The 14,125-nt window shown below is 49.3% G+C and carries 13 protein-coding genes; 6 read left to right on the top strand and 7 right to left on the bottom strand.

What is annotated here, in order from left to right; genetic code table 11:
* Both rfaE2 and BGO59_RS01260 read left to right on the top strand, forming a co-directional pair.
* Positions 1 to 480 carry a D-glycero-beta-D-manno-heptose 1-phosphate adenylyltransferase gene (rfaE2, locus tag BGO59_RS01265; RefSeq protein ID WP_293679348.1) on the top strand — a complete coding sequence of 160 codons (480 nt, stop codon included), beginning with the start codon at positions 1 to 3 and terminating at the stop codon, positions 478 to 480.
* A 223-nt stretch (positions 481 to 703) separates the two neighbouring features.
* Complete coding sequence (locus tag BGO59_RS01260) at positions 704 to 1,369, top strand: zinc metallopeptidase (protein WP_293679346.1); 666 nt, start codon at positions 704 to 706, stop codon at positions 1,367 to 1,369.
* 193 nt (positions 1,370 to 1,562) lie between these two features.
* Here the strand turns inward: BGO59_RS01260 and BGO59_RS01255 are convergent, their stop codons facing one another.
* Complete coding sequence (locus tag BGO59_RS01255; protein ID WP_293679344.1) at positions 1,563 to 1,961, bottom strand: phage holin family protein; 399 nt, start codon at positions 1,959 to 1,961, stop codon at positions 1,563 to 1,565.
* 74 nt (positions 1,962 to 2,035) lie between these two features.
* On the opposite strand from BGO59_RS01255, the gene BGO59_RS01250 reads away from it, so the two are divergent.
* Positions 2,036 to 2,767, top strand: a complete 732-nt coding sequence (locus BGO59_RS01250; protein WP_293679342.1) for a class I SAM-dependent methyltransferase — start codon at positions 2,036 to 2,038, stop codon at positions 2,765 to 2,767.
* Positions 2,768 to 2,773: 6 nt separating this feature from the next.
* Here BGO59_RS01250 and BGO59_RS01245 read toward each other — a convergent pair whose 3' ends face one another.
* Positions 2,774 to 4,441 (bottom strand): amino acid permease, encoded by a 1,668-nt coding sequence (locus BGO59_RS01245; protein ID WP_293679340.1) that lies wholly within the window; start codon positions 4,439 to 4,441, stop codon positions 2,774 to 2,776.
* Positions 4,442 to 4,585: 144 nt separating this feature from the next.
* On the opposite strand from BGO59_RS01245, the gene gldA reads away from it, so the two are divergent.
* Positions 4,586 to 5,503 carry a gliding motility-associated ABC transporter ATP-binding subunit GldA gene (gldA, locus tag BGO59_RS01240; protein ID WP_293679338.1) on the top strand — a complete coding sequence of 306 codons (918 nt, stop codon included), beginning with the start codon at positions 4,586 to 4,588 and terminating at the stop codon, positions 5,501 to 5,503.
* 76 nt (positions 5,504 to 5,579) lie between these two features.
* Here the strand turns inward: gldA and BGO59_RS01235 are convergent, their stop codons facing one another.
* From BGO59_RS01235 to aroB, 3 genes are all read right to left on the bottom strand, one after another.
* Positions 5,580 to 6,203, bottom strand: coding sequence for a transposase (locus tag BGO59_RS01235; protein WP_293679336.1), 624 nt, complete (start codon positions 6,201 to 6,203; stop codon positions 5,580 to 5,582).
* Between the two features lie 117 nt (positions 6,204 to 6,320).
* On the bottom strand, positions 6,321 to 6,854 hold the full coding sequence (locus BGO59_RS01230; RefSeq protein WP_080060068.1) for a DUF4136 domain-containing protein: 534 nt from the start codon (positions 6,852 to 6,854) through the stop codon (positions 6,321 to 6,323).
* A gap of 122 nt (positions 6,855 to 6,976) precedes the next feature.
* Positions 6,977 to 8,017, bottom strand: coding sequence for a 3-dehydroquinate synthase (gene aroB, locus BGO59_RS01225; RefSeq protein ID WP_293679330.1), 1,041 nt, complete (start codon positions 8,015 to 8,017; stop codon positions 6,977 to 6,979).
* Between the two features lie 90 nt (positions 8,018 to 8,107).
* Between aroB and BGO59_RS01220 the strand changes: the two genes are divergently transcribed.
* Positions 8,108 to 9,349, top strand: a complete 1,242-nt coding sequence (locus tag BGO59_RS01220; RefSeq protein WP_293679328.1) for an MFS transporter — start codon at positions 8,108 to 8,110, stop codon at positions 9,347 to 9,349.
* Positions 9,350 to 9,397: 48 nt separating this feature from the next.
* Positions 9,398 to 10,153, top strand: a complete 756-nt coding sequence (locus BGO59_RS01215; RefSeq protein ID WP_293679326.1) for a hypothetical protein — start codon at positions 9,398 to 9,400, stop codon at positions 10,151 to 10,153.
* Between the two features lie 133 nt (positions 10,154 to 10,286).
* Here BGO59_RS01215 and clpB read toward each other — a convergent pair whose 3' ends face one another.
* Both clpB and BGO59_RS01205 read right to left on the bottom strand, forming a co-directional pair.
* On the bottom strand, positions 10,287 to 12,908 hold the full coding sequence (gene clpB, locus BGO59_RS01210; RefSeq protein ID WP_293679324.1) for an ATP-dependent chaperone ClpB: 2,622 nt from the start codon (positions 12,906 to 12,908) through the stop codon (positions 10,287 to 10,289).
* Between the two features lie 242 nt (positions 12,909 to 13,150).
* Entirely contained in the window at positions 13,151 to 14,107 is a 957-nt protein-coding gene (locus BGO59_RS01205; protein WP_293679322.1) for a tryptophan-rich sensory protein, read from the bottom strand.
* Positions 14,108 to 14,125: the final 18 nt, after the last annotated feature.

Here is a 14,125-nt window from a genome sequence, read left to right as displayed (position 1 = left end):
ATGACTGAATCTAAAATTCTTACGCGTGAAGAGGCCGTTCGGCAGGCCGACCAGTGGCGAGCCGAAGGCCAGCAGATTGTGTTTACCAACGGCTGCTTCGACATTGTTCATTTAGGGCATATCGACTATCTGGAAAAAGCCCGGAGTCTGGGCGATAAGCTGATTTTAGGGCTGAATACCGATGCGTCGGTAAGTTGTATTAAAGGGCCACTCCGCCCAGTTGTAAATGAGTACGCCCGTGCCCGGCTGATGGCTGCGCTCGCATTTGTCGATGCCGTGACATTGTTTGGTGAAGATACACCTCTCCAGCTAATCGAAGCTGTGAAGCCTGATGTTCTTGTCAAGGGTAACGACTACTCTGTAGCGACTATCGTAGGGGCTGATTTTGTATTGGGGCGTGGTGGCCGCGTAGAAACTATAGAGCTGGTTCCCGGCTATTCTACGACCAAGCTCATCGAGCGGATTAAACAGAGCTATTAGCATAATGAACAATGTAAAATGAATAATGAACAATCGCTGGAAACGGTCATTATCCATTATTCATTTTACATTGTTCATTCCCATAAATGGCCCTATACTCTGATAAATGGTAAAGGAACGGGATACTTTTTCGGTAAAACTGTTGTTTTACTATTGACGGGCAAGTAAGTTGGCTGCCAGAATAAACCATAAACCTGACTAATTATCGATGATCTGGTTAATAATGATTCTCATCTTCGGAGCCAGTGCCTTTGTAGGCTGGCGTTTACGAAGCAAATTCAATGAATATTCACAAATCGGTCTGAGCAATGGCCTGAGCGGAGCTGAAGTGGCTCAAAAAATGCTCAACGAGAACGGTATCTATGATGTCCGGGTCGTTTCGGTCGAAGGTATGCTGACTGACCACTATAACCCACAGGATAAAACGGTCAACCTCAGCGCCGATGTGTATTACGGACGAAGCGTAGCGGCTGCCGCTGTTGCGGCCCACGAATGTGGTCATGCTGTTCAGCATAAACTGGCGTATGGACCGCTACAATTCCGTTCGGCTATGGTGCCAGTACTAACTGTATCCTCTCAGTATATGCAGTGGGTGCTTCTGGCAGGTGTTTTACTATTACGTACTACACCTATTCCGCTGGCGATTGGGGTGGCGATGTTTGCCCTGACCACGCTGTTCAGCTTTATCACGTTGCCCGTAGAGTTCGATGCCAGCCGTCGGGCTTTGGCCTGGATTCAGAATCGGGGAGTTGTTAATCAGCGTGAATACGGATTCGCCAAAGATGCGCTCTGGTGGGCCGCTATGACCTACGTGGTAGCTGCGTTGGGTTCACTGGCTACGTTGCTCTATTATGCAAGTCTATTGCTGGGCGGTCGTCGTAGCGACTAATTTTATAGGCTCTTAATCAAAAAGCCATGTCAGCAACGGCGTGGCTTTTGTTTTGCCATTATCGTGAACGATTGGTTACCTAATAATAACTCGAGAAAGTGCGACCCCGATGGGGTCGAATGGCTATAGAAAACGTACATGATCTATAAACATTCGACCCCATCGGGGTCGCACTAATTTTGGTAACTGTTCCTTATGTCAATCGAAGACTTGATAATACCGAAACCACATAACCTGAATTAACCATTTCGGGCGTTGGAGCCGACCGGTCGATAAGCGTACCGGCCACGGCCACGGCGAGGGCAATAACTAATGCAGGCCAGAATCCGACAATGGTAAAACTATCCATAAAATTATCGATCAGTTTCAGAAGTAAGGCTGTCACAACAATCCGAACGATACCCGTAAGCAGAAAAAACGTAACCAGATTGAGCGGAAACCGGATAATCCATCCGATAAAGAAATTCAGCAGACCCAGGATCAGCGCGATTAATACGGCTGTGCCGAAGTTCTTAACATCGACCTGGGGCATTAAATAAGCTAAGCCGAAAATAACAGCCGCATCGAGTAGTAAGTGAAGAATGAGATTCATAAATAGGTGTATTTGATTCAGAGGAACAACCGTTTCGACGTACAGATAGTTTAACCCCAACAAATCCGACCCGTATGCAGCATATAGGCCTTTTACTTGTTATTTCATTAGCTGCGTGTGGCCAGCAATCGGCCCAGCAGCAAACCATTACGACCAGACAAACTGATACTACCTCGGTTTATCGGTTTCGCACGCCCAGCCGTGATGGAATTGGGAAGGTGTATCAGGGCCGCGAAATTGCGCAGGTGATGGGGCATCTGGGTGCCGCCTGGCTCGAACGCCCCGAGCGTGAGCAGGAAGAACGAACCGACCTGCTGCTGAACGCGCTTGATTTAAAACCGACTGATGTAGTAGCCGATATTGGCGCTGGAACGGGATTCTTCACCTTCCGTATGGCATCTGAGATACCTAAGGGGAAGGTGATCGCCGTTGATATTCAGCCTGAAATGATTGCCTACCTAAATCAGGGCAAAGCCAAAAGTAAAGCCACTAACGTGGAGCCTGTGCTGGGTACCGAATCAGATCCGAAATTGAAGCCCAGCAGCATTGATCTGGCTATCCTGATTGATGCCTACCACGAGTTTTCGTACCCACGGGAAATGATTTCTCATGTCGCAACGGCCCTTAAGCCTAGTGGCCGTCTGGTACTGGTTGAGTACCGGGCCGAAGACCCTGCTGTGCCCATCAAAGAACTGCATAAACTAAGCATTGCTCAGGCTACAAAGGAAATGAAAGCCGCTGGACTACGATTGCTAAAAAACGATGATCGACTTCCGCAGCAGCATATCATGTTCTTTGGCCGGTAAGGCCGATTACGCCACCAATGCCTTCTGAGCCAGCTTGCTTTTTCGGAATCCGTAAGAAAAATAAATCACGAGCCCAATAACTAGCCAGACTACGAAAATGGCCCAGTTTGTAACACCTAGTTCGGTCATCAGGTAGAGGTTCGTCAGAATACCCAGTACAGGCAATAAAGAGAAGTTTTTCTGGAAAGCAAGTACCGACAGCACGGCCCAGGTAAGCCAGAAAACAGCGATTAGTGGTTTTTCGGTAATGCTTGGCATCAAGCCTCCGGAGTAGACTACGTATCCGAACAGCAACAGAAAACCAAGTCCGATAATGTATTTACCGTTTACATAAGGAACCCGGAATTTCGATTGGGCGGATATCCCTTTAGCATCCAGAAATAAAATACCGCCACATACCAGAATGAAGGCAAAGAAGGTGCCCACGCTGGTTAGGTCGATGAAAAACTGCATGTCCAGAAACAGCGACGGAACGGCTACCAGAACGCCAGTGATAATAGTCGCAAATGAAGGGGTACGGAATTTTGGATGAATTTCAGAGAATTTCGGCCATAGAAGCCCATCGCGGCTCATGGTCATCCAGATGCGTGGTTGCCCTAGCTGATATGCCAGCAGGGCGCTCGTAATCGCTACGACAGCACTGACCGAAATAATCCCCGCCATGAAGTTGAGATTCAATTTCTGGAAAACATAGGCCAGCGGATCATCGACACCCAGTTCTTTGAAATTGACCATGCCCGTCAAGACCAGCGTGATCAGAACATACAGAACGGTACAGATAACCAGGCAGTAGATCATGGCGCGGGGTAGGTCGCGTTGCGGATTGCGGCATTCTTCGGCCGTAGTCGAGATGGAGTCGAACCCGATAAATGCAAAGAATACCGAAGCCACACCACTCAACACACCTTTCACCCCATTCGGTGCAAAGGGCGACCAGTTGGCTGGCTTTACATAAAATACGCCAACGCCAATGACTAACCCAATCACACAGAGTTTCAGTAGCACCAGCAGGTTACTGGCATTTCGTGATTCTTTGATACCAATGTATACTAAGGACGTAATTAATACCGTGATGAGTCCGGCCGGTAAATCCATGATGATTTTTAACCCACCCAGCGATGGAGCCTGATCGTAGGCAGTTGCCAGAGCCAATACATTGGCTGGAAGGGCCGTAGCCGCTGGCCGGGCTGCCTGCATTTCTTCGAAAGCCCGGTGAGCTGATCCATAATCGGTCGCGAGCCATCCAGGGAAATTGATGCCAAAGCCCGACAGCATGGATGTAAAGTACTCCGACCAGGAAATCGCCACCACCATGTTCGATACAGCATATTCGAGGATGAGCGCCCAGCCGATGATCCAGGCAAAAATTTCTCCGAACGATACATACGCATAGGTGTACGCGCTACCACTGACTGGCACTGTGCTGGCAAACTGAGCGTAACTCAGCGCCGTAAATACGCAGGCAATAGCGGTAAAAACGAACAGCATCGATACGGCTGGCCCTCCGTTGAAACTAGCTCGCCCAATGGTACTGAAAATACCCGCACCAATAATGGCTGCAATACCCAGCGACGTCAAATCACGGACACCGAGTACTTTCATCAGGTGCGAGGAGTCACCTGAACCGGCATCGCCGATGGCTTGTGTGACGGTTTTTTTTCGAAAAATCGACATGTATAGACAGGGAGAAAAGGCGTTCTATAGACGTTAAACCGCTAAAAATAGAAATTCTTTCTGGTTTTTAATCGGTTCCCTGTACATTCGTCCTATGCCAATTCGCTATCGGCTTTCGTTGATGAGATAGTCGCGCAGTTAACTATGTCTATTCGGGTTCAGAATCTTACAAAACAATACAATCAGCAACGGGCTGTCAATCAGATTTCCTTTTCCGTAGAACCGGGCGAAATCGTCGGGTTTCTGGGGCCAAATGGGGCTGGGAAATCCACTACCATGAAAATCGCTACGGGCTATATTCAACCAACGGAAGGAACGGTTGAAGTCAATGGGTTCGACGTTCGTACACAGCCGATGGATGTTCGCCGAAGCGTAGGGTATTTGCCCGAACATAACCCGCTCTACCTGGATCTGTATGTAAAAGAATACCTGCGGTTTGCTGGATCATTACACGGTTTACGAGGTACAGCGTTAGGCCGTCGGATTTCTGAGATGATCGAGTTGGTTGGTCTCGGTCGGGAGCAACACAAACGCATTGGGCAATTATCGAAAGGGTATCGCCAACGGATCGGATTGGCCCAGGCGTTATTGCATAATCCACCCGTTTTGATTCTGGATGAGCCGACAACAGGCCTTGACCCGAACCAGTTAGCCGAAATTCGACAGGTAATTCGCGACGCCGGACGTGACAAAACGGTCTTGTTCTCGACCCACATCATGCAGGAGGTTGAAGCCATTTGCGATCGGGTTATTATCATTAATCGCGGAAAACTGGTGGTTGATGGGCCACTGAGCCAGCTCAGAAGTGCCTCTGGTGGAGGCAATGTAGTGGTTGTGGCAGAGTTTGAAGGGGAGCTGCAAGATCCAGCGTTACTAAGCACCCTCATTGGTGTGGAGCAGGTAGAGCCTTTAGGCGCGGGCCAATACCGAATCTCGGCCCGGCCTACTACCGATTTGCGAGCTTCTATATTCCGACTCGCTGCCGACCAAAACCTGACCCTCGTTGGACTCCGTCAGCAGGAAAATTCGCTGGAAGGAATTTTTAAGGAATTGACGAAGTAACGCGGGTGGAAACCCGCGCTCTATACAGATTCAAACTTGTCTATAACAGAGCGCGGGTTTCCACCCGCGTTACGCATTACTCAAAGTCGTATTTGCAGTAGCTGTGACTCCAGTCCTGCCAACGAGAAACGAACCCTGCTTTGACTGGATTTGTCATAATATAGGCAACGATTCGGTCGAACGATTTACTGTTTCTTACGACATGATCGTAGCTTTCCGAATGCCAGAATGGGCGATTTTTACGGTTAAGATGGGCGTTAATTTTTTTCGCAGAATTCGCCTTCATACTACCTATAACCCTATAGAATGGTACATCCTGTCGTGTGTGCGTGACCAGTAAATGGACATGATTAGGCATCAGGCAATAAGCATGAAGGTCAAACTGTTCCCCATCTCTGAAATGGATAGATTCTTTAATAATATCAGCGGTCGGCTCATTAATAAGGGAATAGGTTTCTTGCTCAGCTTTATCCAGATACGAGTCTATCGATAAAAAATACTTGCCATCCCATCGTTTTCTGATGGAATCGACAGCAACATCAGGCGATTGCTCAATCTGTCGGGCTAAAAAATGTTCGTGAGCGGCCAGAAGCTCGGTTAAAATGTGATGAGGCAGAGTGCCATGAAGGCGATAGGTAATAAACAATGTTTCGCCCGGAGGCATAATATGAGGTAAACGTCGGCGATAGGGTTCGTGCATGAACACTATACGTAGATGCTGTTAAAAAGTAACGCGGGTGGAAACCCGCGCTCTGTTATAGACAAGTTTGAATCTGTATAGAGCGCGGGTTTCCACCCGCGTTACTTTTTAGTTGCGTTACTTTGCGGCTGCCATGAGAGGGTATTGGTCAAAAATAGACCGGACAATGCCTTTGAAGTAGTTGTTCTTAAAGTTCTGGTTGCGCATCATCTTGGAGGCATAGCCCTTCCAGATAACCTGATACGATTCGGCGTCGATCAATGAAATCATTAGCGTGCCTTCGTCCAGGTTGTAGTCGATGCGCTTGTAGGTAGCGTCGTCATCTTCCCGAACCACCCAGTCTTTAATAACTGGCTGCTGGTAGCCCCGGAAACGCAGATCGGAACGGAAGATATTGTACGAGATCAAGAGGTTTGGGCTACGGTTACTGACCCGGTAACCGCGGGCTTCCATTTGGTGCCGGATAGCGTCCTGAATATCGGAACAGAGTAGGGTCGAATCAACAAATTCGCACTCCAGGAAATTAAATGATTCGTAATTTTTAAAATGACCTTCGTAGCTATAATCATGCTCCACAAACAGTCTACTCGATGAGCACCCCGCCATAGCTATTGCGGCCACTGCAAACAGAATTCCGATGTACGTTTTCATACGGGCATTTGTAAAAGTTTCAATCAATAAGCTTTATAAACTAGATTAACTCAATGACGTTATTCTGACCGAACTCAAATATAATCGTAAATGTTTGGCAAACAATAGTATAGAGCCAAATTTTAATTCTTGTTTATTCCCCGGTAAAAATCCAGTCCACGGCGCATTTCGGCACTCGTAACCGACACATCAAAGGCGCAACTGCCGGGTCCATCGAGTAAGGCCATGCGAACATCGCGCCCCCGGTTTTTCTTGTCCTGTAACGTCAGTGCCAAAATCGGATCAATATCTTCGTCGTTCAGCTTAACATTCCCATATACGGAAAAAATATACTCTTCGGTTGCGGTCAATAGCGATTGATCGATCATTTTTTTCTGAAAAGCGATAAAAGCCTCTGTAATCATGCCTACAGCAATGGCTTCGCCGTGTAATAATCGCTTGCGGGGCTGCGTCAGAAAGTAGGTTTCGACAGCGTGGCCGATGGTATGCCCAAAGTTCAGAATCTTACGCAGGCCTTTTTCAGTCGGGTCCTGTTCAACGACGCGTTGTTTTACGGCGACTGAATGAGCAACCAATCGGGGCCAGTCCTGCTCGTCCAGATCCCGTCGGCGGATATCCTCCCACATCGAGGCATCGGCAATCAGGCAGTGTTTGATAATTTCAGCAAAGCCCGAACGAAGCTCACGTTCGGGCAGCGTTGTTAGGAAATGGGGCTCAATCAGGACGGCATCGGGTAGTTTAAAAACGCCAATGTGATTTTTATAGCCGTTGAAATCAATACCGAGTTTGCCGCCTACGCTGGCGTCGACCTGTGCCAGTAGAGTAGTGGGTATTTGGGCAAAGGCAATGCCCCGCTTGTAGGTAGCCGCGCAAAACCCACCCATATCGCCAATAACGCCCCCACCAAGATTTAGCACCAGCGCATGACGGTCGAAATTGGCGCGTGTAAGCGCATCCCAGATCAGTTCGCAGGTGGCAATGTGTTTTTGTTCCTCTCCAGCTTTGATGCGAACCAGCGTATGTTTAGGCAGTAGCGCTTTCAGTTCGGGGTAGCAGAAACGAAACGTATGGTTATCGACAATGACGGCAATGGCCGAAAAATTGTGTGCGTCGAGGAAAGCAGGCAGGCTTTCGGTGATTGGGGCAATGGCTACGGTTGACATGCTGTAAAAGTACGGCAGTCTTTGATTGGGATAAAGTCAAGTCTATAAGTATTTTTGGCTTTCTCTCCCTACTTCTTTCCTCTAAGCCCTATGAAGGTTCGTTACCGTGTGCTGGCTGGTTTATTTCTGCTCTCCACCATCACCTATCTCGACCGCGTTTGCATGAACGTGGTCAGCAAATATGTTAAAGATGATCTGGAGCTCGACAATGAACAGTTTGGCTGGATTCTGGGCGCTTTCTCGCTATCGTACGCGCTGTTTGAAATTCCGACGGGTACGCTTGGTGATAAAACCGGCCCTCGGCGGGTACTGACGCGTGTAGTGTTGTGGTGGTCTGGGTTCACAGCCCTTACGGGAACGGCGTTTAATTTTCTGTATCTGCTGATTGTTCGATTTCTGTTTGGAGCTGGCGAAGCAGGGGCTTATCCGAATGCTTCTATTGTGATTGCCCGCTGGTTTCCGGCGGTCGAAGTAGGCCGGGCGCAGTCGGTGATCTGGGCGGCTGGTCGCCTGGGGGGAGCGCTGACGCCACTGCTGGTCATTCCCTTGGTGCATATTGCAGGCTGGCGCTGGGCGTTTGCGGTGCTGGGTATTGTGGGGGTACTTTGGGCCATTGGCTGGTATACTCTGTTTCGGGATGACCCGGCTGAACAGAAAGGTATCAGCGAAGCCGAAGTTGCAGAAATTGAATCGGGTCGTCGGATCAAGCATACCGATCACCGCATTCCCTGGACAACTATTATCCGAAACCCCGACTTGTGGGCGCTCATGCTCATGTGTCATTTGTTCTTCTACGGCTCGTATTTCTTCACTAACTGGTCGTCGGTGTATTTTCAGGAAGGGCGGGGCCTTACGGAAGACCAGACCAAGAATTTTATTTCGCTTTCCTATTTTCTGGGCGCTGTTGGGTGTCTGGTGGGTGGTAGCTTAAGCGATGTATTGACCAAACGCTATGGGCTTAAAATCGGGCGTCGGGCTGTTGGACTGGGTGGGTTAGGTCTATCAAGTCTTTTCTTTCTGCTGGCCGGACTAACCACCGATAACGAGCTGGCTGGGTATTTACTGGCTACCTGCGTATTGATGAAGGACCTTGCCTTACCCGTGGCTTTTGCCGTCTGTGTCGATATTGGTCAGCGTAATTCGGGGACAGTAACGGGGGCAATGAATTTTGCCGGGCAATTAGGTGGATTTTTCATTACCATTCTGTTCGGGATCATCGTGAAGCAGACGCACAATTTCAACTATCCATTATTTATGATTGCGGGCTGTTTATTGGTCAGTGCCCTGCTCTGGCTGCGTATCGACCCAACAAAACCCGTGGCTATAAAGTAGTTAGGTAATAAAAAGTCGTGCTGTTCGTGTTAAGGAAAAATAGATGCCATGCGTAGTCTGACCATTCATATTCCAAACCCCTGCCACGAGCGCTGGGAGGAGATGCAGCCAACCGAACAGGGCCGTTTTTGCGCCAGTTGCCAGAAAACGGTTATTGATTATTCGGCCTTGTCAGACCAGGAACTGGTCAAGTTGTTGAGGAATGCTTCGGGACAGATTTGCGGCCGTTTGCGTGATGATCAATTGAACCGGGCTCTATCCTTAACGAGTTCGAGCCAGCCGTTTAGCTGGCGTCGGTGGGTAGGTGTACTGGCAACGGCTTTACTGAGTTGGAAAACGAGCCTTGCTCAATTCAACTCATTGGGTAGGCCAGTCTCTTCCCGGCCTGAGATTGCTGTGGCGCCGATTCCGATACGAGCTATTGGGGCCAAGACGGAGTGGACCGTTTCGGGGCGTGTTTTGCAACTAGATTCGACCGGGCAGGCATCGCCAGCCGTTGGGGCCTATGTATGGGTTTCTGGATTAACTAAAGGGGCTAGTACGCAAACAGATAGTTCTGGGAGGTATTCAGTAATCGTTTCTGGTTTGACGGAAAATTCGAAACTGACAATATCGGTGAATACGCCGAATCGAAACCGGGCAATGACTACTCTGGAGATAACTCCTTCTATATTGTCGGTGGTGGTAGATGATATTATTGTGACGAATGATCGATTAACTTGTATATCTATTACGGCTGGTGGTATGCAGTTAATCAGATCTGCTTCGCGCTGGCAGAAGATAAAACGGAAGCTGTTTCATTAAGAAAGGCCGAACTCGGGAGCCATTAATAACCTCCAGATAGTAGCTAAGTTGTCGATTAGTCGGCTATATACAAAAAAGCCCGGCTACTTTTCAGCGGCCGGGCGTGTATCTACGGGCTTTAGCCCGGTATGAATTATAACTCAATCTCCGCATCCAGGTTGGTGAACGCAATCTCACCGTCGGAGTTCAACTCCATCAGCACGACGGAATCTTTCTTCACGTCACCCGACAGGATGCTTTTTGAGAGTTCGTTCAGCACCCGGCGTTGCAATACACGTTTCAGCGGGCGAGCACCAAAGATCGGATCGAAACCTTCTTCGCCTAATTTGGTCAGGGCTTCGTCGGTCGCGTCGAGCTGGATACCGTTTTCGGCCAGTCGTTTTTTGATTTCGCCGAACTGAATGTCCACAATCTTGCGAATGTTAGCCTTCGTGAGCGGTTCGAACATCACAATTTCGTCGATCCGGTTCAGGAACTCAGGCCGGATAGTCTGTTTCAGTAACTCCAGCACCGCCCGTTTGGCTTCGTCCAGCACCAACGAGTGGTTCCAGCCTTCATCTTCGGCAAATTTCTCCTGAATCAGGTGGCTACCGATGTTCGATGTCATGATGATGATCGTGTTCTTAAAGTTTGCCGTACGCCCTTTGTTGTCGGTCAGACGGCCTTCGTCGAGCACCTGAAGCAGAATGTTCCATACGTCGGGGTGCGCTTTTTCGATCTCATCGAGCAGCACAACCGAGTAGGGCTTCCGACGGACGGCTTCGGTCAATTGACCGCCTTCGTCGTAACCAACGTATCCCGGAGGGGCTCCAATCAATCGGCTAACAGCATGACGCTCCTGATACTCCGACATATCGATCCGCACCATCGCGTTTTCATCGTTGAACAGGTATTCGGCCAGTGTCCGGGCTACTTCAGTTTTACCAACACCCGTGGTACCCAGGAAGATGAACGAACCAATGGGCCGTTTGGGGTCCTGCATACCGGCCCGGCTCCGACGCACGGCATCCGAAACCACTTCAATCGCTTCCTGCTGACCAGCGACTCGCTTGCCGAGTTCTTTTTCCAGATTCAGCAGTTTTTCGCGATCACTTTGCAGCATCTTCGACACTGGAATTCCCGTCCATTTGGCCACCACTTCGGCAATGTCTTCAGCCGTAACTTCCTCCTGCATCATCCGGTCCGACGAACCATTATCTCCGCCTTCTTTGGTCAACGCGTTCAGTTTGTTTTCGATCTCAGGAATTCGGCCGTATCGAATCTCGGCCACTTTGCCATAATCACCCGAGCGTTCGGCCTGTTCGGCTTCCAGTCGTAATTTGTCGAGTTCCTCTTTCAGGGTTCGGCCTTCATTGACGGATGCTTTTTCGGTTTCCCATCTGGCTTTCAGGTCATTCCGTTGTTCGCTCAGATCTTCGATCTGCTTATTGAGCAGGGTTTCTTTTTCCTTATCGTGCTCACGTCGGATGGCCTCACGCTCAATTTCAAGCTGCATGATCCGGCGATTCAACTCGTCCAACTCTTCGGGTACCGAGTCCATCTCCAGTCGAAGTTTGGCTGCTGCTTCGTCCATCAGATCAATGGCTTTATCGGGCAGGAAACGGTCGGTGATGTAGCGGGTCGAGAGTTCAACGGCGGCAATAACAGCGTCGTCTTTGATCCGAACCCCGTGGTGTAATTCGTATTTTTCCTTGATACCGCGCAGGATCGAAATGGCATCAGCCATGTCCGGCTCATCGACCATAACGGCCTGGAATCGACGTTCGAGCGCTTTATCTTTCTCGATGTATTTCTGATACTCTTTCAGCGTTGTGGCACCAATGGTATGCAGTTCGCCCCGCGACAGCGCTGGTTTAAGCAGATTGGCTGCATCCATAGCACCTTCACCACCCGCTCCTGCGCCAATCAACGTGTGGATTTCGTCGATAAACAGGATAATCTGCCCGTCGGAGTCCGTCACTTCTTTGATAACGGCTTTAAGGCGCTCTTCAAACTCACCTTTGTACTTGGCACCCGCAATGAGCAGGCCCATATCGAGCGAAACGATGGTTTTGGTTTTCAGGTTTTCCGGTACGTCGCCCGATACGATGCGTTGGGCAAGCCCTTCAACAATGGCCGTTTTACCAACGCCTGGCTCACCGAGCAGAATCGGATTGTTTTTGGTACGGCGGCTCAGAATTTGCAGCACCCGACGTATTTCTTCGTCACGACCGATCACAGGGTCGATTTTACCCGTACGCGCCCGTTCGTTAAGATTAACGCTGTACCGTTCTAATGATTGATATTTTGCTTCAGCGTTCTGGTCTTTCACTGAGTTTCCTTTTCTAAGTTCGTTGATGGCCGCTTTCACTTGCTTTTCGTTGAAACCGGCATCTTTCAATAACGTTGCAATTTGGTCTTTACCCGCCATAAGTCCCAGCAACATCAGTTCGACACTGACAAATTCGTCGCCAAATTCTTTGGTGATCGTACTTGCTTTGGCTAAAGCTGCGGCTGTATCGTTGCTTAGGTATACGCTTCCATTCCCGCCCGACACTTTCGGATACGTAGTCAGGATGGCCTGTAAAGCGCTGGTCGTATTCTGTAGATTGATTCCCAATTTCTTGGTGATAAACCCAATCACGTTTTCATCTTCCGACAGGATCGCCTGGAGCAGGTGACCTGTTTCAATGGCTTGCTGGCCGTTGCCGAGGGCAATTTCCGATGCCTTCTGCACGACCTCCTGTGCTTTGATGGTGTAATTCTTAAAGTCCATGAGTCTTAGGAATGAATAATGGATAATCAAAAATGGATAATGGGATTTGAGAACCGTCCAGCATTACTCATTCTCTATTGTTTAGTAACAAATCACGGGCCGCGCTGGTTTTTCGGACATTTTGGCTTGATTTACTCGCTTTTTGACGAAATTCGGCCAAAATGGCAATGGTTCTACAGGTTAAACAACTAAAAAAGCCGCCCTTATTTCTAGGAGCGGCTTCCGCTGGATAAGCGTTACTATCAATCAAGATTCTCTATTTCAATTGGTTTGGTACGCTCACGGGCGATTGCTGCCTGCACAGGTTCCGCAGTTTCGACGGGGCCTGCCAGTACCTCAGCTTCGGTATCATGGACTACGATTCGGTCGTAGTCATGAAATTTACCTTTAGGAAGCCAGTAGGCCAGGAAACCCACATAAGCAGCCGCCAATGTAGCTGCTGTCCATCCAACCAGCGGATGTTTATTCCACTGGCGATTGGCAATACCCGAAAAACCAGCTACGAAGGGCAGCATATACCACGGATCGTTTAGTCGGTGACCAATCAGATACCCAGCCCCGGCTGTAGCACTTAGAATACCCGATGCGATGGCCTCATCGCGTTTTTTGTCGGAATGCCAAAGGCCCAGTGTCAGTAGGGTATTGGGTGTGCCGACAACCGTAGCAGCCGTAAGCCAGCCCGCATACAAACTGACAGGAATTCGCAGGTATTTTTCGGGCGACGGAACATCGGTTTTCCCTATTTCCAGACTCTGATGCAAAGCCAAAGCGGCAGGTAGATTGAATTTGGTCGTTAGGTCGGAGATGACAATGCTCTGCGGATCGTTCTGAGAGAAGAACCGCCCAAATAGCGCATTGAGTGCCCAACTGGCCCACCACCAGGGTAATGCCTGTATGTAACGCGGGTTGCGTTCCTGACTCGGCAGGGCCTGATGTACGGAGAGAGCAGTTAAGCCCGTATAGATCGTTGACCAGACCACACCGAATGCCCAACCGGCAGGAACCAGGCTGTTTTTCTCAAAAACATGCTGGTATTCAGGTGGTACATCATATTCGTATTCGGAGCCACTGGGTTCGTCGTCATCTTCGTCGTTAGCATTAGCCTGCGATCCTGAACTATTGCTTAGGACGGTTGTGTAGAGAATACTGCCTACCGCGATTACGGCTGTGGCAATGCGCCAGAATGATGAGTTTTTCATGACTTAGATAGGTTTGAC

This window comes from Spirosoma sp. 48-14 (assembly GCF_001898575.1).
Taxonomy (GTDB): domain Bacteria; phylum Bacteroidota; class Bacteroidia; order Cytophagales; family Spirosomataceae; genus Spirosoma.
The sequence above is the reverse complement of the archived record's forward strand: the minus strand, read 5'-3'. Positions and strand labels throughout refer to the sequence as shown.

Excerpts from the sequence above, each read along its gene's own strand:
- rfaE2 (WP_293679348.1), top strand. The coding sequence starts at position 1 with ATGACTGAATCTAAAATTCTTACGCGTGAAGAGGCCGTTCGGCAGGCC.
- BGO59_RS01260 (WP_293679346.1), top strand. The coding sequence starts at position 704 with ATGATTCTCATCTTCGGAGCCAGTGCCTTTGTAGGCTGGCGTTTACGA.
- BGO59_RS01255 (WP_293679344.1), bottom strand. The coding sequence starts at position 1,961 with ATGAATCTCATTCTTCACTTACTACTCGATGCGGCTGTTATTTTCGGC.
- BGO59_RS01250 (WP_293679342.1), top strand. The coding sequence starts at position 2,036 with ATGCAGCATATAGGCCTTTTACTTGTTATTTCATTAGCTGCGTGTGGC.
- BGO59_RS01245 (WP_293679340.1), bottom strand. The coding sequence starts at position 4,441 with ATGTCGATTTTTCGAAAAAAAACCGTCACACAAGCCATCGGCGATGCC.
- gldA (WP_293679338.1), top strand. The coding sequence starts at position 4,586 with ATGTCTATTCGGGTTCAGAATCTTACAAAACAATACAATCAGCAACGG.
- BGO59_RS01235 (WP_293679336.1), bottom strand. The coding sequence starts at position 6,203 with ATGCACGAACCCTATCGCCGACGTTTACCTCATATTATGCCTCCGGGC.
- BGO59_RS01230 (WP_080060068.1), bottom strand. The coding sequence starts at position 6,854 with ATGAAAACGTACATCGGAATTCTGTTTGCAGTGGCCGCAATAGCTATG.
- aroB (WP_293679330.1), bottom strand. The coding sequence starts at position 8,017 with ATGTCAACCGTAGCCATTGCCCCAATCACCGAAAGCCTGCCTGCTTTC.
- BGO59_RS01220 (WP_293679328.1), top strand. The coding sequence starts at position 8,108 with ATGAAGGTTCGTTACCGTGTGCTGGCTGGTTTATTTCTGCTCTCCACC.
- BGO59_RS01215 (WP_293679326.1), top strand. The coding sequence starts at position 9,398 with ATGCGTAGTCTGACCATTCATATTCCAAACCCCTGCCACGAGCGCTGG.
- clpB (WP_293679324.1), bottom strand. The coding sequence starts at position 12,908 with ATGGACTTTAAGAATTACACCATCAAAGCACAGGAGGTCGTGCAGAAG.
- BGO59_RS01205 (WP_293679322.1), bottom strand. The coding sequence starts at position 14,107 with ATGAAAAACTCATCATTCTGGCGCATTGCCACAGCCGTAATCGCGGTA.